Origin of the sequence: Lysinibacillus sp. AR18-8 (genome assembly GCF_001705465.1) — a bacterium.
Taxonomy (GTDB): domain Bacteria; phylum Bacillota; class Bacilli; order Bacillales_A; family Planococcaceae; genus Lysinibacillus; species Lysinibacillus capsici.
This window is the reverse complement of record NZ_MDGU01000012.1, coordinates 156,184-174,901: the sequence shown is the minus strand read 5'-3', so window position 1 is coordinate 174,901 and position 18,718 is coordinate 156,184. Positions and strand designations below refer to the sequence as shown.

Annotated in this window: 27 protein-coding genes; all 27 read right to left on the bottom strand. The window is 36.9% G+C overall.

Features of this window, described 5'->3' with window-relative positions:
• Positions 1–4: 4 nt before the first annotated feature.
• Entirely contained in the window at positions 5–544 is a 540-nt protein-coding gene (locus BFM98_RS10935; RefSeq protein WP_066037365.1) for a Gp138 family membrane-puncturing spike protein, read from the bottom strand.
• A complete protein-coding gene (locus BFM98_RS10930) occupies positions 541–1,380 on the bottom strand; it encodes a phage protein (protein WP_066037364.1) in 840 nt (279 codons plus the stop codon). The genes BFM98_RS10935 and BFM98_RS10930 overlap by 4 nt, the downstream gene beginning before the upstream one ends.
• Positions 1,373–1,693, bottom strand: coding sequence for a phage baseplate plug family protein (locus BFM98_RS10925; protein ID WP_066037363.1), 321 nt, complete (start codon positions 1,691–1,693; stop codon positions 1,373–1,375). The genes BFM98_RS10930 and BFM98_RS10925 overlap by 8 nt, the downstream gene beginning before the upstream one ends.
• The gene (locus BFM98_RS10920; RefSeq protein WP_066037362.1) at positions 1,693–2,214 is read right to left on the bottom strand and encodes a phage baseplate protein; all 522 of its coding nucleotides are present in this window, start codon (positions 2,212–2,214) and stop codon (positions 1,693–1,695) included. The genes BFM98_RS10925 and BFM98_RS10920 overlap by 1 nt, the downstream gene beginning before the upstream one ends.
• Before the next feature lie 12 nt (positions 2,215–2,226).
• The gene (locus BFM98_RS10915; RefSeq protein ID WP_066037361.1) at positions 2,227–4,269 is read right to left on the bottom strand and encodes a phage tail tape measure protein; all 2,043 of its coding nucleotides are present in this window, start codon (positions 4,267–4,269) and stop codon (positions 2,227–2,229) included.
• Positions 4,266–4,430 (bottom strand): hypothetical protein, encoded by a 165-nt coding sequence (locus BFM98_RS23965; protein WP_175400748.1) that lies wholly within the window; start codon positions 4,428–4,430, stop codon positions 4,266–4,268. The genes BFM98_RS10915 and BFM98_RS23965 overlap by 4 nt, the downstream gene beginning before the upstream one ends.
• Before the next feature lie 22 nt (positions 4,431–4,452).
• Entirely contained in the window at positions 4,453–4,719 is a 267-nt protein-coding gene (locus tag BFM98_RS10910; protein ID WP_066037360.1) for a hypothetical protein, read from the bottom strand.
• Positions 4,720–4,724: 5 nt separating this feature from the next.
• Complete coding sequence (locus tag BFM98_RS10905; protein WP_066037359.1) at positions 4,725–5,117, bottom strand: phage structural protein; 393 nt, start codon at positions 5,115–5,117, stop codon at positions 4,725–4,727.
• A 12-nt stretch (positions 5,118–5,129) separates the two neighbouring features.
• A complete protein-coding gene (locus BFM98_RS10900; RefSeq protein ID WP_066037358.1) occupies positions 5,130–6,152 on the bottom strand; it encodes a DUF3383 family protein in 1,023 nt (340 codons plus the stop codon).
• A gap of 4 nt (positions 6,153–6,156) precedes the next feature.
• Positions 6,157–6,639: a phage neck terminator protein gene (locus BFM98_RS10895; protein ID WP_066037357.1), complete on the bottom strand. Its 483-nt coding sequence runs from the start codon at positions 6,637–6,639 to the stop codon at positions 6,157–6,159.
• The gene (locus tag BFM98_RS10890; protein WP_066037356.1) at positions 6,630–6,977 is read right to left on the bottom strand and encodes a hypothetical protein; all 348 of its coding nucleotides are present in this window, start codon (positions 6,975–6,977) and stop codon (positions 6,630–6,632) included. The genes BFM98_RS10895 and BFM98_RS10890 overlap by 10 nt, the downstream gene beginning before the upstream one ends.
• The gene (locus tag BFM98_RS10885) at positions 6,977–7,441 is read right to left on the bottom strand and encodes a hypothetical protein (protein WP_066037355.1); all 465 of its coding nucleotides are present in this window, start codon (positions 7,439–7,441) and stop codon (positions 6,977–6,979) included. Before BFM98_RS10885 ends, BFM98_RS10890 begins: the two co-directional genes overlap by 1 nt.
• Entirely contained in the window at positions 7,441–7,800 is a 360-nt protein-coding gene (locus BFM98_RS10880) for a DUF4054 domain-containing protein (RefSeq protein WP_066037354.1), read from the bottom strand. Before BFM98_RS10880 ends, BFM98_RS10885 begins: the two co-directional genes overlap by 1 nt.
• Before the next feature lie 12 nt (positions 7,801–7,812).
• Positions 7,813–8,124: a hypothetical protein gene (locus BFM98_RS10875; protein WP_066037353.1), complete on the bottom strand. Its 312-nt coding sequence runs from the start codon at positions 8,122–8,124 to the stop codon at positions 7,813–7,815.
• Between the two features lie 13 nt (positions 8,125–8,137).
• Positions 8,138–9,046 (bottom strand): DUF2184 domain-containing protein, encoded by a 909-nt coding sequence (locus tag BFM98_RS10870; protein WP_066037352.1) that lies wholly within the window; start codon positions 9,044–9,046, stop codon positions 8,138–8,140.
• A 14-nt stretch (positions 9,047–9,060) separates the two neighbouring features.
• Entirely contained in the window at positions 9,061–9,507 is a 447-nt protein-coding gene (locus BFM98_RS10865) for a structural cement protein Gp24 (protein WP_066037351.1), read from the bottom strand.
• A 13-nt stretch (positions 9,508–9,520) separates the two neighbouring features.
• Complete coding sequence (locus BFM98_RS10860) at positions 9,521–10,600, bottom strand: DUF2213 domain-containing protein (protein WP_199768255.1); 1,080 nt, start codon at positions 10,598–10,600, stop codon at positions 9,521–9,523.
• 48 nt (positions 10,601–10,648) lie between these two features.
• Positions 10,649–11,734, bottom strand: a complete 1,086-nt coding sequence (locus tag BFM98_RS10855) for a PIN domain-containing protein (RefSeq protein WP_066037350.1) — start codon at positions 11,732–11,734, stop codon at positions 10,649–10,651.
• Positions 11,735–11,796: 62 nt separating this feature from the next.
• Positions 11,797–12,612, bottom strand: a complete 816-nt coding sequence (locus BFM98_RS10850; protein ID WP_175400747.1) for a minor capsid protein — start codon at positions 12,610–12,612, stop codon at positions 11,797–11,799.
• Positions 12,569–13,912 carry an anti-CBASS protein Acb1 family protein gene (locus BFM98_RS10845; protein ID WP_233731956.1) on the bottom strand — a complete coding sequence of 448 codons (1,344 nt, stop codon included), beginning with the start codon at positions 13,910–13,912 and terminating at the stop codon, positions 12,569–12,571. The genes BFM98_RS10850 and BFM98_RS10845 overlap by 44 nt, the downstream gene beginning before the upstream one ends.
• Positions 13,913–15,373, bottom strand: a complete 1,461-nt coding sequence (terL, locus tag BFM98_RS10840) for a phage terminase large subunit (RefSeq protein ID WP_368664809.1) — start codon at positions 15,371–15,373, stop codon at positions 13,913–13,915.
• Complete coding sequence (locus tag BFM98_RS10835) at positions 15,354–16,316, bottom strand: terminase small subunit (protein WP_083225356.1); 963 nt, start codon at positions 16,314–16,316, stop codon at positions 15,354–15,356. The genes terL and BFM98_RS10835 overlap by 20 nt, the downstream gene beginning before the upstream one ends.
• A 72-nt stretch (positions 16,317–16,388) precedes the next feature.
• Complete coding sequence (locus tag BFM98_RS10830; protein WP_066037348.1) at positions 16,389–16,754, bottom strand: hypothetical protein; 366 nt, start codon at positions 16,752–16,754, stop codon at positions 16,389–16,391.
• 188 nt (positions 16,755–16,942) lie between these two features.
• Entirely contained in the window at positions 16,943–17,557 is a 615-nt protein-coding gene (locus tag BFM98_RS10825) for a hypothetical protein (protein ID WP_066037347.1), read from the bottom strand.
• Between the two features lie 235 nt (positions 17,558–17,792).
• Complete coding sequence (locus BFM98_RS23960; protein WP_175400746.1) at positions 17,793–17,954, bottom strand: hypothetical protein; 162 nt, start codon at positions 17,952–17,954, stop codon at positions 17,793–17,795.
• Positions 17,955–18,160: 206 nt separating this feature from the next.
• Positions 18,161–18,436: a hypothetical protein gene (locus BFM98_RS10820; protein ID WP_066037346.1), complete on the bottom strand. Its 276-nt coding sequence runs from the start codon at positions 18,434–18,436 to the stop codon at positions 18,161–18,163.
• An 80-nt stretch (positions 18,437–18,516) separates the two neighbouring features.
• On the bottom strand, positions 18,517–18,675 hold the full coding sequence (locus BFM98_RS23955) for a hypothetical protein (protein ID WP_158651951.1): 159 nt from the start codon (positions 18,673–18,675) through the stop codon (positions 18,517–18,519).
• Between the last annotated feature and the right edge of the window lie 43 nt (positions 18,676–18,718).

Genomic DNA, 18,718 nt, shown 5'->3' with positions numbered 1-18,718 from the left:
CCCCTTACACTAAATCAGTAGTTAAATCTTCACCATTAGCAGTGATAGTACCACCAACAAACTCTATATCATCAGCTTCGACTTTAAACTTAGAAGATTTTATACTTATTTCTCCAACTTCATTTATAACTATTTTTGTAGAGAAATCTTTCGAACCAATTACTACGTCATTAGGATGTTCATTTTGTATCGGTGTGTTAAAAAGATTCAGGCCACCTATTATTAGAGCGTCGTCAGCACTAAATGAGCGACTAGAAGCTTCTCCTCCACCAAACATAATTGGATCAATATCAGCTTGTGAGCATACAACGAGCACTTTGTCTCCTTTTTTGTATGGGATTTGAATAGTAAATTGGTCTGTTTGATGAAATGCTATAGGCACATCTAAAATTGGCGTTGCTTCTGGATCATTTTTAGGAAGAACATCAGCTTTATACAAATTCATGTCTATTTCAAGTACTTCGCATATTAGGCATGTATTCATATTCATCAAATTTTCCTCAATGTTTTCACTCACGAATTGTGTCATTGATGTTTTCGTCATACTGGCACCACCTCACATACCGTATAGTACTCTGTTCCAGACGTATCCCCCTTATGCTCACCTTTTGATACACGGAATACTCCACTAACTTTTCTAGATGTAAGTTTAATAATGACATCTGTTGTGATTTTATGATTTAACAACAACTTAATTTTGTAGCCTTTTAACTTTTTCTTCTTTGGACTCTTGGATTTAGACTTTTTCTCATCCTTTACTTCCTCTTCGACTTCCTCCGGTTCATCAATCAAGCCAGTTTCTTTCGATATATCCAGCCCTATTTTGTCACCTTTAGCTCGATCACGTACATAAAGTCGATTTTTATTTACATACTGTTTTGCCTTACAATCTTTCGCAATTTCAGCAATTTGAAACTTAATCTTTCCATTAAGAGTTTTGCCAGAACGATAAATAAAGTCGATTGGTAAATCTATATCACCAATCGCAAGACCTGCATCTCGAGCCAATTCTCGCAATATAAGTGATGCATGGGTGTTTCGTCCGTATGTCCGTTTTACAACACCGTTTGTATAGTCCAAACTACAATCAATGCATTTGAATGTTGTGATTTTATCTAGCCCTTCCCACTTCGTTTCTTTTTTCTTTAGTGAACCACTAAAAATCACTCCATTATCATCAATGTAACCAGCACTTAAAATAGCTGCTTGATTAGTAGAAATAGAATTAATGGTTTCATCTTTAAGGTTGTAAACTTGGATATCAATTGTATCAACTTTTTCGTTATCACCAAAAGGAACACTAAATTTAATAGTTAATGGATCTGTAATTTCTCTGCCACCCACTAAAAATGTAGTTTTACGCATATATAAATTACTCATCTGATTCACCTACCACGTACAAAAAGACCGTCTCGTTCAGATTATCGTAGGTAATACGAGTAACTGAATTAGCTCGGTCTTTAGGAATTATTTGTACTTTTGGCAATTCTATGTTGACATGGTTTCTGAACAAAGGGCGATTAAGGATTAGTTTTTCTCCAATAACCAAAACACCATCATCCTTGAATAGATCCACAGTGAAAAAATCATGTGTTTGATTGTAGTTGATTTCAATTTCAAATACTTCACCAGCTAACTCTATTTCAAAGGAATAAGGTATCTCATTTTTATCAATGTCAATATATTCATCCATTACTTACGCCCCTCCATTGCTGCCCAACCACCACTTGATGAACTCTTAGGTGGTGTTGTATATTTCTCTTTATTGGATTTTGTTGTTGTAGTAGGTGTCTTTTTCGTCTGCTGACGCCCTTTTTTTGTTACAGGTTTTGTTTGTTTTTTAACTGGGATAGAAACACTTACGAACTTACCGACTTTAGCGACTTTTATTTGTTTCAGAGTCATTGTGAAAGCATAGCCGTCTTTAATTTTGGCTTCATAATCGCGGTTAAAATCAGTAATGATTACATGTTTTAATGATGTCATGTAATCAAAATCAAAAATAACACCTTTTTCTCGGTATTGACGTAACTTCAAGACTTTTGCTTCAGTACCATCAAGAATTACACCCGTCAATGAAATTGTTGTAGGGTTGCTTTTCACATGGTCAGTTATCTGCTCACCATCTTCAAGTGCATGCTCCGTAGCTGTTGAAGATTCTGGCATAGATACCTTCGTAATAACATCAATTAAAACATCCTTAATATATGGCATTACATGCCCCCCCTACGTTGTTTGCATTTCTGTATCAATAATATCACTGATGATTTCACGTACTTCTCGGCCAATATCGATGGCATTAGTTCCTGAAATATAAAAATTAAATTGATGTCCACCACCACTATTAGAAGCGTTGTTTCCACTTTCAACATTAGTGGCCTGAGGTATCCCTGTAGTAGAACCGCCATTATTATCTATATTTAATTCTGGAGTACCGGAACTACCTTGACTTAAAATCCCAGCACGACGTAACATATTCGATTGATTTGCAGTCAAAACAGATTCATCTTTATGCAGTTCAGCCACATAGCCATCATAAGGTACACGTTCAAGCCCAGTAGCATGAGAACCACTAATAAAATTACCTACTGCACCGGCTGCTTTGCCTATAGTACTACCAATTGATGAAACCCATTTTGGGAGTTTAAAATTTGTGATAGCATTTTTGAATTTATTGAAATTACTAGTTATCGTGTCCCAATTTTTATAAATTGTGATACCTGCAGAAATCAACCCTTTTATAGGTCCTGCTAAAAAAGATAATATAGGGTTGTTATCAATAACTTGCCATAGTTGTATAGCTTTTGTTTTAACGGTCTCCCAATTTTGATATAACAGTATCCCTCCAGAAATTAGTAGACCGACGGCGGTCACAACCATTCCTATTGGATTAGCTCTCAAAGCTGCGTTAAAGCCTTGGGTAGCAAAAGTAGAGGCAATTGTACTGGCTTTAAATAAATCTAATGCTGTTTTTACAAATGAGATTGTTTTCATTACGGCAAAACCACCCGCAATACCCGCTGTGGCAGCTATTACTAATTCTTTATTTTGTATAAGCCAACTAACTCCAGTTTTAAAACCATCGAAGGCAACACTTGCAACGTTAATTCCCACAGCCACTGTACTACTCATTGTGTCTGCAAATGAAGCGATATTATCACTAGTCTCTTTAGGTAGACCAAAATTTTGCCATAAATTGGATACATTACCTGAACCATTAACCAATGACATGAAAGTATCTTTAGCTGTACCCACAAAAGAAACTACTCGATCTATTTTACTGACTAACTTATCAGTATCTAGGTTTTCGATCCACTGTGACGTAGAAGCCATACCATCAACAAATGGTTGTAAGAGTGGGCCACCAATTTTCCCTTTTAAATTCGTCCAAGATTGCTTTAAATTCCCTAATTGGTTTTCATAAGCATCTGCTTCACGTGATGCTTGTCCCATCGCCCCTGACAATTTGTTACCATCCTCAACCATGGCCATTAAAGTTAGTTGCTTTTGGGATTCGCTTAATTTAGTGAATGATTTACCATACAGTTCATTTGCTTTAGCATTACGTGTAGTTTCTGTTGCTGAAATACCTAATGCCGCATCATTTTCGAAGTTCCCTTTTAAAAATGATTGCATATTTTCAATTACTTCTTCAATAGATCGGTCATAAAATGCAGCACTATCGGCAGCAGCCAAAGTCGCTCGCTCTGTTAAAGACAAAGCATCTGCAGTGTCCGCTCCAGTTGTTTTGGCAAACGCTGCTATTTGAGTGAAACTACCTTTAAGCCTTTCTGGTAGCATCCCAGTATCTTTTGCAATTTTATTCAGTCCCTCAGATGCATGTTGTTGTGCATCCGAGAAAACTTGCTCAAATTGTGCATCCATTGCTTGGAAACCTGCGGCTGCTTCAATTGCACTTAATCCAAACTCTTTAACCTTATTAACAGCAAAAACACCTGCAACAATCCCTACAAGACCACGCATCATTGATTTAAAACCATTTAATGTTTTGCTAACATGTTGTACTTCTTGATTTAATTGTCCGGCCTCTGTTTCAGCAGTATTTAATCCGTTTGCAACGTGTTGTGAAGCTGTATGACCTGTTTGACCGAAATGGTTAAAACCTTGTGCTGTATGTGTTAATCCTTGGCCAACACTAACTATTTCATCCTCAATGTTATCCATGACCTGATTTAAGTGTTGTAAGGTTGCTGTTGCTTCATCGCGGAAATATATACCTACAAACATGTCACGCATAGCGCTACTCATTTGATCACCCCTAGCATTTTTAAGGATGCGAGTGTTTCTAAAATAGTATCGTTATCCCAATCTTCCACCGAATGTGGATCAATTTTATAGTGATACCCAATTACGTACTTCCACCATTTTTCGCCTGCTGCTTTTTCATAAAAAGAAGGGATGCTTTGCATCCCTGAAAGATTTTTTATTTTATTACTTTCCTGTTCGAAGAAAGTTAAAGGCTGCGTTAGTGACCTCCTCTAACTCCTCCCATGTTTCAAAATCATCCATGTTTAATTCATTTGGAATAACTACCACATGCTTTAGCATAAGGGGCATCATTCTTGAATTTAGAACTTTCCCATGTAATCCTGTACCCTCATCCATAATTTCAGCTTGCTTTGAATTAGGTACATTTTGGAATGTGTAATCATTACCGGCTGTTGACGTAAATTCTTTTGTTTTTGGTGTAAATGCCATTTGAATTAATCCTCCTTATATTGTGCTGCTAAAATCGTGTATTCGACGCCTTCTACTTCTGCTCCACGGGAAAAATTTGGGTTCTTCGCAAAACGACAATCTAAACCGTTCACACGTTTCTTACGTTTAGCATCATTTAGTGACACATTGAATGATTCCTTTGATTTTAATAACGCATCTAGCATAGGTACTACACTTGAATCTTGTTTTAATGTAAATGTGAAGGTACCTGTTTCGTCTGCTGATTCATTGTAAGTAACAGAACCATCAGCGCCTACATGTTGACTAAATGTATCTTCATTCTTCTCAGCTTCGATTGGAGTGCCATCCATAAAACCAGTAAGGATTATGCCACCAACAATCGCTACAGTGTCTTTAAAATTAAAAGTTTCTGCCATCTAAACCTCTCCTTAAACAGTTAATACACCACGTATTTGCACTTTTTCGAACGCTCCTGAAATAGTAGCCGTCCATTGAATATCGGGCAAAATACGTTGTGCTAGGGTATTTTTTGGAATATCTTTCCTTCTAGGAAAAGTTATTGTATACATTGGATTACCTGCGTCATCTCGGGCAATAATGCCTTCTCCAGTTGTTGTATTTTCTACTGTCGAAGCAAGTACGCTTTCCACCTCTGCAACAGCTAAACCAATACCTGTATCGGTACCTGGAACTTTGTCTCTCAATGCAAGCAATCTAAATACGCTTTCAGCCATACGTGCTTTAAGATAATGCGTTGCTTGAATAACATCAATGAACTCACCACTAGTTGCTACCCCTTTCGAGTTCAATAACAACCCTGCTTCATTAATGTAAGTAGAAGCGTTTGCAGCATGAATACGATTAATCATTGTATTGTCATACTTTACAGCAGGTACACCTTGTACATTTTTGAATGTCCATGTGTATGCCCCAATTTTCTTTGGTGCACAAACACCAATAAGCCCTTCAGCTACATACGTATTAGGTTGATCATGAACTACAAGGAATGCATTATCATATAATCCTCTTAACTTTTCAGCTAGCTCAACATTTGACGTTGTAGCACCATAAATTTTATCTTTAGTATTAGTCCATTCAGCTAAGGCAGTGATTTCCTCATCTCCTTGCTCTGGACTTACAACATAATAGAAGTCGTTGTGTGTTTTAATTAATTCGTTTAGAGATGATATTAAGGCAGTTGGCTCTGCCGTTGCTGAATCATAAGCAACACCAAAAACAGCAATTTCCGCTGGCCTCGGATTTTGACCAAACATACGAGATAGTAATTTATATTCATTTGTTGTTTCTTCAAAATCCTCTGCTACACTTTCTATCCCTGTATATTCCTTGTAATCTATAGCTTTACTAGTCGCTAATAACAATGATAATCCAAAACCTTTTTCAGAAATCGGCTTTGTCTCTCTTGAAATTTGCACATCAACATAGCGCATTTAATCACCTTCCTAATTTCATTTCTACTTCTACTTTGTCGAAGTAATCAATATCGTGTTCTTCAATATCAAGATAACGAATGATTACATCAAATCCCCACTTTTCATCATAGGAATCTAACAAAAAGGTAGTACGGTTTGTTACATCAGTTAGATTTACAATGGCAACATTGATTTCATCTAAAAATAAAGAACCTCGCCACTCAAACCACTTCCGAAGTTGAGTAGCTACTTCAAAAGCGTTATCATGCGAAGTTCCATAAGTGTTAAAAGAAATAGTTGCATTGCGTTCTTGTATTCGAGTTTCTGATAAGGCATCAGGCTTATTAACGTGGGATACATCTACTTGCCCTACTCCTTTGCGGTCACCTATTACTTTATAAGTGGCATAAGGTAATTTTGGTATATCACCTGTTTGATCTGCCCTTATAATTGTTAAATCAGTGTCGTCCGAGAGCTGTTTGCGAATTAATTTAATTAAATCCACTTTTCTCGCCACCTCATCAAGTAAATATTCACATCTGTATAAGCTGAAAAGTCTTTGAAAGCTTGTACAGCGTATTTTTGGTTATTGTACTCAACCTTTGTGCCTTCCGGTATGTGATCAACTGTTAACAATTTCTTTTCTTTCACGGTATAAGTACCGTTTTCAGCATATTTTAAGTCATCGTTGCTAAGAGGAAGGATGATTCCCGTTAATTCTGTAGGTGTTTCTTTGCCTTCTGCCCATTCACCGTCTACATAACCACCCTCATCCTGTAAATGAGCAATAAAGGGTACTCCTTGATCATGAATTACGGATGCAAATAACATTTTTTCTGGCATTAACGACTCACCACCTTGTAGGTGATTCTCATACGTAAACCACCTTTATCAATTAATGGATTACTAGACCCTTTTTGAGCGATTGTTGACGGAGCATTAGGCGGATCATCTAATTGTGTGAGTTTCCTTTGAATATCCCCTACCATCTTTGCCCCCAATCGTTCACAAATAGTACGAGCGTTCATTTGTCCATCCAATAGTTTAGGTAGTTGTTTTTTCACGAATTTGGCCCATTCACCATTCTTTTCATCAAATGTAGACCTCAAAAAAGAACGTTCAGGAATCACTATGGCACCTCTTTCTTTACGGATGGTGATACCAAACTCATGTACAGCTGCAATCATGGCATAAAAAGAGTCATCACTCCCAAAAATACCGACTTCAATCTCATACCCTGCTAATTCACTCAATGATTGAATTAATTGAGGAATACGATTTGTACCCCTTATCCTTACACTACACATTACAGCACCACCAAATTAATTGATTTCTTTGGTTTTAATTGATCAGCCAACTCATCCATAATTCGTTGATATTCTTGACCATATTTTGTTCCAAGCAAACCAATATTTTTGTTCGGATCACTGTATTGACGTTCAATCACGTCGACTTTTTCACGGATTACGGATTGGTCCTTGGCTACACTTAAAACTACTAAGTGAGCAGCTAAGTAACGTGCTAAACGCTCTTGATATAACTCTGGAACAGGCAAAGAGGACACTTCAAGGGAAGCATCCTCAATGCACATTGTTAATCGTTCGTCAGATATAGAAGTAAATTCATCACTAAGCATACGAATACGCTCAATTGAAGTTAATAACATTGTGAATCCCTCCTATTTTTCGGGATTTTTCAATTCTAAAATGCGTTTATCAATAGCATCCAGTACAGTTTTTCTGTCCTCTTCTTCTTTTAAGGCCTCCAACATTTCAATATCAAATGCATCTTCAATCATTGCAATCGTGTCCTTTGCTGTTGGTCTTGTTTTTTCGCTATCATAGGCAAATTCACCTTTAGATTCAAGGTGCTTCATTAATGGATGAGTAAGAAAACGTTCAAAATCCTTCTCATCCACTTTATTTGTACCTGGGTTAAGCGTTAAACCGTTGGCAGTATAGGAGTGATTTCCTTTGTTTTGAACTAACATCAATTATTCCCCCTTAAATTCCATCCGCACGGCAAATAGCCATTGGATAACGAATGATTAAGCCTGTAGTACGCTCTTCAAAAGGTACTTTGGTATTCGGGAATGCGTATTCTTGCGGATGACGTGTAATATCTAACGGAATACCTAGTTCCGCAACGTCAGGAGAAGAATCAAGAACTACGAAACAATCAGTATTGGCTAAACCTTTACCTTTTAAATCATTAATTGTTTCGATACGTTTGAACATATTTTCTGATTGTAGATATTGAAGAGCAGTTTGCTTCGTAAATTCGTTATACACTTTCTTTTGAAGTTGTTTCTTTGCTTCAGGTGTTAAAAGTAAAGTATCAGCCTCATGGCCGTTTAACATATCGACTTTTGATTTTGCTTCGATAATGTCGTCAATGATTTCCTCACCTGTTTTATCAGCCCATTTTGTTGAAGTACCTCCATTATTTTGTGGAGTTGCATACACTTGAATGCCTACGGAATCTGTTAATCCCTTAATACCATGTTTTTTATCACCTGAAAAAGCAACCTGATTTTCTTTCTCGGCAATTGCCTTACGTACTGTATCTGCCTTTGTGACGTCAATCGGGCGTCCTGCCATTTCAGCTTCGCGTACTTCAAAAATAGAAATATTAAAAGCTGCAGCAATGGAATAGATTTTCACCGTTTCTTCTGTTAAATCCGCATCTACTAAAGGCACATCAGTTGCACCCGGAGCTAGAATTTTAGCAGCGCCTGAACGTGTTAAAACATCATAGCTATACGTTTTCGCACCTGCTGGAATATCAGTTTTTAAAGAAAAAATAGATCGAGCCTTTAACTCTGATGCGTGTGGTTCATAGACACGCTTATCAATTGCGTTTAAGTCTTGTGGGCGGATTAAAGCATCTCCGCGATATGCTTGAATTGTCATGTAAAGTTTCCCCCTTATGGTAAGTTAATTTCGATTTCGACTAATTGATTTGCTGAGGCATTGGCTTTGAATACTGCACCGTTGATGCCAATTTCCCCATCTACAGTGAATTTTTGAGTAGTTGGGTCCACTGTAACAGCTTGACCATTAATGACGTCACCGCCTGCCACAACAAAAATCCGGCCACGCTTAACAATCGCTGCCGGTTCACCTACTGGATAGTTTTGATCGTCTTTCTTTTCTACCCAATCATGGATATTTTGAGCTAAAGCAATACCGATTACTGTGCCACCAGTGGCAATAGGCTTAATTGCTGTGCCTGTTGCGTTTAATTGTACTGCTGCACCAAATGGTACTGTTTGTTCAACAGCGTATGTGTCCGCTGTGTAATCTTGATAACTAGATAATTGTCCAGCTTTCCCTGCCGGCTGCATATAATCAGGATAATTTGTAATAGGCATGAAATGGCCCTCCTTAATTTCGCATATTTAAGCGTTGATTTTTTAGTTCTTCTAATTCTTTATTACTTGATGCATCCCCAGTGTAAGCACTATTGTGACCTGTGCTTGAAAAGCCATTTGATTGTACTTGCTCCACAGTTGCATCAAAAAAGGCGTTGATATAGTCATCTGACTTACCATCACCTTTAAATTCCGCTTTTGCAGCCGATATAACGGCTTCTTTAATCTCCCTCTCTGATTTGCCTGTAAAATCGAATGAATCACCTAGAATCGGCTGTGACGCATTAATTAAAGCCACTCGCTCTTCTACTTTCTTATCTAATTCATCAGCAGAGAAGAATTTTTCTTTTAAAGTTGCAATCTCTTGATCTTTGGATTGTAATTTAACCTCTAATGCATCCAGACGACCTTGCAAAGCATCAGCACTATCGCCTTTCACCTTTGCTGTTTCCTCTTTTGCTTTTAAAGCTTCAATATGTGCTTTTACTGCTGGGTCTACCTCATACTCGACACCTTCAATTTTGATTTTTGCCATCTCAGTGTTTCCTCCTTCTTTTTCATCGATTTGCCATGCGTCTGAATCTGCCCTTATAGCAACCTCGGGACCTGCTCGTCCTTTTTCAACAATCGCTATGTGATTAATTTCAACATTACGCTGTACATATTCGTACTGATCACCGTTATATGTTCCACTTTCTGCAACAACATCCGATAAGAAGCCAATACTAATTTCGTTGTACCCCTCGTGAATTTTTTCAATGAGAGCCTTATCTGTTACAGTTAACGAAATATAGAGTTTGAAATCCTCTACACGAGAATCTGTATGGCTCATACCTTTTGCATAGGCTTGATAGTTATCAATTGTTACTGGCTCATTAGGATGGCCGTCAGTAACGGGCTTAGAGCGGGCTGAACGAATGGTTCTGTCACTGAATATTTCATCAGGCAACTTTGCCTCCATTTGGACTGTGCCGTCTTGTCGTTGATATGGAAAAACACCAGGACGAGTAATCGGTACATTAACCGTTAAATACCCTTCTGGTGTTTCCATGTAGTCTTTAATATAAGATGTGTCGTAACGTTGCAGTTTCAATGTTTCACCCCCTTTCAAAAATAAAAAGAGAGTTGTTAACACAACTCTTTACAAATGTTGAGATGCAATGGCATGCGCCATTTCTTCTTGAACATTTTTTAAATTGTAATGTGAATTTATTATAAAGTTCGTCATTTCATAAGTTTCACTATTAAAATCACAAGTAAAATACATTTCTAACTCTACTTCATTTATTTCTGTTTTAGTTTGATTATCTTGTAAGAATATTACATCTTCTGTAGAGGATGTTAATTCAATTTCTCCATTGAAAGTTAAATTTCCACTAATAATACTAAAATTCCCTTGCTCCAAAGTCACTTGTTCTATGTTTAATAATTTTGATTTTCCTTCTCCTTTACCAAAGAAATATAGTTCTCTGAAAGTACTTTTTTCTATATATTCTGTAATGTAATTCCTTATCTCATTTTGAACTTCTTCTTTTTCTAACACCTTACTTAAGATATCGTGTCTAACTAAACTGTCCATTTCATTCCATTTCTTCACAAATTCTTTAAATTGTTCATTTGTTTCAACATAAGGTTCTAAAAGTTTTGAATAAAGAACTCCGTATGGTTGTTGGAAAATATTTATTCTAGTTGTATCTTTCTGTAAATCCTTGTGTAGTTCTTGTTTATTTAGATAGTCTGTAGAATTATTAGTAATAAATATGCAATTTTCTAAACAATTTTCCTCAGCGTAACGCGCATAGGTAAGCCAAATTATTCCATCCCTAAATTCTTGTTTTTTTTCAGTGAACGGCTTTATCCTATAAATAGATCTATTGACCAATTCAGGTAATAAATTATTATCATATTCCAATACAATAATCTGTTCAGAATTAGTGTAATATCTATCAAACCTATCTCTGCAATATTCAACTTCTTTTTCCACATCTTGGTATATATCTCTAAAGTAACCACGGTGCTTATCTTGTAAATATTTAGCAGATTTATTAAAAGAATTAATGTTTTCTCTTACTTTCTCCTCATAATGATGTCTAGTTTCCATTAATACAACACTCGAAACATAAACTTTAAAATCATGTTGCTTAAAGATATTCAAAAGATTTTTCATGTGCGGCTTTTGTAAAAAAGGATCATCATAAAAGACAGTAGTATCTAAAAATAAATGCATAATTAATCCCCCCTAAATTCATTAAAATTAATTTTAACTTCATTAGGTTATATTAGTCAAAGTTAATCAAAAACAGGAATCGCCACACACCTACAACGATAATCCTCACCAGGCAACACCTTACGACCATTTACAGTAGGTGGATCATCGTATGAAAATATCTTTCCGTTAAGATCTTTGTGTGATTTTCGTACTCGTTCATCAGCCGAATCATACCATTCGAATTTTTCAATACCTATACTCTGATGCCTTTCGGCCGTCATCTGACCTAGTATTGATCCTGCTTGGTCAACAGCTAAGAATTGCGCTCTACTTTCAGCAATATCCACTTGTTCTAGTATGGACTGACGTATCTGTTTGATAGATTGCCCTTCCTGAACGCCTTTTCGAACGACATTCTCAACCTCGTTTCGGTAATCATCCTCAATATTCTTGATGTAGGTCACATTATCGTTGATTTTATTGACTAGGAATGTCTCTAACCATGGTTCTCGTTGCGCTAGATCAATCCCTCTTACAGCAAGTTGATTAGCAATGTTATGTCTATTAAACCGATTAACGCTATTTACAAACTTTTTAGCTGCCGAAAGCCTTCTTCGCTCACTGAACGACTTTGAAGCCTTCTTCGCTAATGCTTTAAACATTCGTTTAACGTTGTCGAATATCCCATCAACTAAGTATTCTCTTGAGTCCTGCCTTTGATCGTTTAATAGTGGCACTACATACTTTTCTAACTGCTTAAAGGTTTCATCTCCTAATTCAAGTAACATCTTTCGGATGTCTCGACTGTACGTAACGGCTGCCGCATCTGGGAAACGTGTTATCGGAACCTTTTTACTCATGGCGGTCACGATACCCTTTGTATACTTTATCAGCAAGATTCTTCAAATCAGCTTCATCTCCACTGAATTTAAGAGTATCTGATAACCCAAACTGACCAAAGCGTGCCTCGCGGATTTCATCAGCGGTAATAATATTATTGAGTAAGTAAATCTGATCCGTTTCAGCAACTAACTTACGTATTTCAGCATCCGTCTTAGCATCAACGTTCCAAAGAGGATTAAATTGTATTTCCCACTCTAAGGATTCGGGGTCTATACGTCCCCCCAGCTCTTTCTCAGCCATCATTAACATACGAATAAGTTTTTCTAAATGGGGCTTCATTTCATTTTCTTGGTCTGCCACGATGCGAGAGTAGTAGTTCATCACATCGTATTGAGCACCAGTAATGGTACCTGATTCTTGACCTTTGATAACCGTTTTAGGCATCCTAGCAGCACCGGATAATAAATCCCAAACAAAATCGAGTAAATCCTTGATACCTGAAACTGATGTGCCTTGTTTTGTTAGATCCTCATCAGCCGCTATTATGGCTAATGCTTCAGTACGGAACATGAAGTCCATAATCATAGAAAGTTGTTGCTTATCCTGCGTTGATAGGTTCTCAATATCGTTTGATTTATAAACTTTGAACGTAAAATCATGAAGTATTTGACCAACTGACCATACAGACGTGTCAAAAACCGTCAGAATGTCATATAACGGCTCTAGGAGTGAACGTCCTTGCGCTTCCCCTTCAAATCGCCTTGTCTGGCTATGGAGCAAACGTGAAACGTGTACAGATGATTCTGTTGTTTGTGTCTGCATCCCATGGCTAGATGCCCGATTAATACGTAATTTTTCTAATTGGCCGTATTTAATATCAAATACATCCTCATTGATCAAGAATTCATTTACCTTCAATGAGCTGAAAGCATGCAAATAATCCACTGAATATAATTTATCCATTTTCAATTCTTCGCTTAATTCGAATTTGGAGGCTTGGGTTACTCCTAAACTAATAAAACCATCTCCACGGAGACGGTCATAAGTGAACATTTCTTTAAATGCTTTCTTAGCTTTTAGGTCAGCAAGCTTACTCATAATGTTACGTGCTAATTTTTCATCTTTCATACGCAATGTAAACCAATTACGTGTCATGTCCTCGGCAGGTATATCGATGATATTCTGAACAATACGACTATCACCATATAAGTTTGTAATTTCATCATGAGTTAATTTGCGTCCAACGCCAGCAACTTGACGAGTCAACTTATCTTTATGATTAGCCTTGCCGTTACCTTGCATAAAGTCCTCTTTAAATTGTTTAGCTTGGTCAATCGTTTTTATCGTTCTCACCTACTTTCCTAATAGATTTTTATAGCGAACAATCGGATTAGAATTGTTTGTATATAGTTGATTTAATGCTTGAGTTGTCATATCAACTAAATCATCATGAGCAGCATTAGGGAATGAAACAAGCTCTTCTACGAGGTCCTCGACCCATGGACACATATTTGGATGAGGTAAATAAACATTACCGGCCTCAAATAAAGGAGACACCGCATTTGCACGTGCCTCCTTACCGCCATTAGGGTCTACTGGAACAATACCGCTAATTTCATCCTTTAGCATTTCGATGATAGCTGAACCGTTTGCCTTATCCTCTATATATTTACTTCTTGCATTGGGCCATTTATCGGACATGGCACGAATTGCTTTCATCGTTTCAGCAAATCCCATTCGCCTATGATCTACATCCAGTAAGAAATATTGTGCTTTCTTACGTCCCCAAACACCTCCGGCCACAAAGTCGCTTGTATCGGTGCCTTTAAAAGTACAATCCCAAGATTGAGCCATCTTATCAAAATGGGTTGGTAATACAAGGACTTCATCACTTAAGCCCCATTCTTGCTTTTGTTCCTTTGTACGAACATAATATTTCATCCACGCTCGCTTAAAGATAGATCCGCCCGCCGGAGATGGACGTTGTTGGTACAATGCATTCCAAGTACGACTACCAACCTCGGTTTTTTTATCATTCGCCCAATTTTCGTCATAACCCAATTCGCGGCATAATGGTTCACCTATCTTACGTCCTAATAAATCATTTTCATCCTCTGCAATTGCAGGTAAGCGCAACCTAATCCATTTACGAGGACTACGAGCTAGCAAACGGCCAATTAAATCATCCTCATGCCACCGTGTCATGATAACTATTAAGGAAGCCCCATCGTGTAGACGTGTTGATAAAGTAGCTTCCCATTCATCCCAAATACTATCTCTTATTGTTTGCGACATAGCTTCTTTCATATTTTTGATTGGGTCATCAATAATCATCAAGTCTGCGCCTTGACCAGTAATAGAACCACCTATACCGGTTGAAATCATTCCGCCCCTTCTATCTTGAATTCCCCAATCTTTTGTAGCTGCATTGGATTCAGATAATTGCACTTTAAATAGTTCATTTGAAAACTCATTGAATTTATTACGGTTTAGACGACCAAATTTAGTTGCTAACCCATCCGAATAGGCAGCAGCTATTACCCTTTTATCAGGATTTTTCCCTAAATAAAACGACGGAAATGATTCTGTTACCGTCATACTTTTGCCATGTCGTGGTGGCATCTCTATTAATATAGATAACTGTTCACCATCGGCCACACGTTGGAGCACATCACAAATTAATTCAGTATGACGAAAGTGCTCATAATGGCCGTGATGTACATATTCAACATAATCACGGTAGAAGCGGCGTGCAAGTTCTTTGTCCGCTTCGTTTTCCAATGCGCTCATTTCCTCATCGCTTAGAATTAGCAATGGCTCTCAACTCCTCCGTCGTTAAATTACTTAAATCAACGCCTGTGGTGTTGCCACCTCCAGCACCTTTTGTTTCAGAACGTACTTTTGCAATGTCTACTTTTAATTTTTCTTCACGTAACCTTTTTAGCTGTTCATCACTTAATAAATCGGTGTACTTTGAAAGCATTGCAAGTGCTGCCATTTTGTCAGCAAGCTTCACACTGATACCATCCTTGCCTTTTTTGACCTCGGTTATGATCGTGCCATCTACCTCTGTGGCATCATGGAAGTGCACTGTATTTACCTTGTATGTCTGCATTCGTGGGTTTCCATCCTTATCTAAGATTACGCCCCCCATGCCATCTAGCATAGGCTCCTCCACTTCACGCATGCCGAAGTCCACAAAATCGGTGATGTCAGCAAATGCAATGTCAATGTACTTTTGTAAGACCTGGCGTGCATCCAGCATAATACCGTTTGCTAATTCTGCCTTCAATCGATGAATCTCCTTTCGAACCTTATCATTTCTTATCAATCGGCTGCCGTTACTCATTGCTGAAGCGTAGTCACATCCATACACTTTTTGGTATGCTTTCGTGGCATTCCAATACTTTGTGTAGTACAAACAAAAAAGCAACTGTTGACTATTGAGACCGTCACTGGGGACGATTTCAAACTGTACAGTTGCTTGTGGTTCCGCTTCTGGCGTTTCTTTGCTACGTTGCATTTTTTTCGTTTTCTTTTTTACGGAACGTTCCGTATTTTTCGGCTGTTTTGATTGGAACGTTCCATTCGGTTCCGCTTCAAGACGATCATCCCAGCTATCTTTGTTTTTCCACCCACGTACAGTTCCCTCAGATACACCAAGTTGCTCTGCTATATCCTTAAGCTTTATATCACCATTATGGGCTTTGTAAATGTCATATGCTTGGTCACGTCTTGGATCTCTTGCTCTAGCCATATCTCACATGCACCACCTCCATTATTTGTTTATTACAAAAAAGAAAAAAGAGCTGATATATCAGCTCTTTACTTATTTTATAACTCCTGCAATTAATCTAAATAAATCATCTGTTGTTGCACAAATTTTTCCTAAAGGAGTATCAATACATATTTTAAGATCTTCTAAATCTGGATTGAAAACATCAGTATCAAGCTCCACGTATGTTTTTGCTGCATAAATGGTGATTCCATTAGTTCGATGTTTGTGTCTAATCAGGATTTTTGCTTTAAATTTAGTTCCTTCTATATCTAATTTTTCAACCCTAGCATAACCTTCATTTCCTCGAGCTAAATGTTTGAAATATGTTTCAAGCATCTCAGTAACTTTTTCCTTAATAGGATCAATTAAGTTTCTTTTACTATCTACATCAAAACTGAACGATGTATTAACAGGCATAATTATCACTCCAATAAATTATTTTACATAATTATTATGTCCTGATTGTCGAATTTTACACTTTTTTAAATTATTCCACTCTCAAAAGTAAGTACCGTTGCCCTAGCAGTTAAAGGGGGAAATTGTTCGATACTCACTTTTCAGGGCAAAATAAAAACACCCCGAAGGGTGTCAGATTCAAAATAGAATTACTTAACATATTTCTTGTAAAATGCAAATATATCTTTCTTCTCCATTTCTATATTATAGAATTCTTTCAATTCAATTTGAATCCTCTCAACAGAGCTAAACCTTCCATTTCTCCTTATAATTTCTTCTAAAGCTCGTTTTAAAATATCTTCCCTCGTTGGATGTTGCGATGAATCTAAATATAGATTATTGTCTACTTTCTCTTCAATTTCATCACTAAAAGCTGATATTGTATCCTTAATAAGTGAGTCCACTTCTTCTTTGGTATATGTCGATTTCTGTTCATCTAACTTTGTTGTTTCATATGTTTTTTCTTTAATTTCTTGTATATCAGTTTTAGTAATTTGGACTACATGATTTTTCACTGAACCAACTTCCTTGCTAATACCTTGCAAAGTTGCTTCTAAATTATCATTTCCCCTACGGTTATCACTATCTTGTTTAAAAGCAAAAAATATTGCTACCAAAGCTAATGCAATTGACACAGCACTAGAGATAATACTAAAGTTCACTTCGATTCCCGTATTCTTAGCGAAAATTGTAGCTACTAAAAGAATAATGATACCTATTAAAATTCCTGTTACCCATTTCCAATCTCTATTTCTCCACTCCAATGACCTCACCTCTCAATTTATCATACCTAAAAATTGGAGATGATACCATATATATTCTTACTCTCAAAACCACACCAAACCCTGCCCTATCGGTTACTAGTACATGCCAGCGCTCCTCGGTATCTAATACTCCTGAGATACTTGGTCACCCGTAAACCAGTCCTTTTTATTTGTATGGCTGTTTGATGCAGTTTTCAAAGCAAAATAAAAAACACCTCGATAAGTAAGAGATGCTTTAAGGGGGCGATTCGTCAGTAGCTTCTTCAAATTTTAATACAAAACCCTCATTTTTCACTTTTTCTAGTTCTTCAATATAGTCTTTTTTACATTCATCGAGTCTGGAATCTAGGGAGTCTTGATAGGCTGGAAATAGATTGTAATCTACTGGTTTACCCAAATAATCACCTCAAATTCTCAAATTTTTACTCATTATAGAATATATTGATATTTTCTGACAATTCATTTAGATACATTTGATTATTAGGTCTGACAAGACAAATAAACTTTTTTCTTATAAAAAAAATATAAACATACCTCATTACCTATGTATAGTAAAAAACGGATAAAGAAAAAGCCTCATCACATTGATGCAGGCTTGATTTCTTAAACTAGACAAACAATATCAGTAGCATCTCCTAAATATAATTCTTTAGGTAGCCCATATTCTTCCGAGTCATTGCATAGAAAAATACTTCCGTTAGTCTCTTTAAAAACTATTTGTTCCCAATACCAATTGTCTTTTCCTGTAAACTGCAGGACTTGTTGAATTTTTGATTGTAACATTTTATCAGCAAAATCTGGTGGTATATTATATTTTTCCTTCAAATGACTAATGGCACTTTCACTAAAATACGCTTTTTCTGGTTTTAAAAGCTGCATGTAATCACCTCTCTTTTACTTTATGATAAAGCGAAAGGTATTTCTTGCATAATAAAAGCCCCTCTTGTAACGTTTGGCTCTTATTTCTTTTTCTCAATGGACTCACAAATTGCAATTACAGCAATGGCAATCCATATTGACGATAGAGCATAAACATCACGCTCATACCCTAGTAATAGAGAAAGTACATGATTGAACATGTTTCCTATTACATATAGCCATAACAATCTTTTTGCCATTAATACACCACCTCTATAAGTAAAAGCAAAAGCCCTGTGAAGG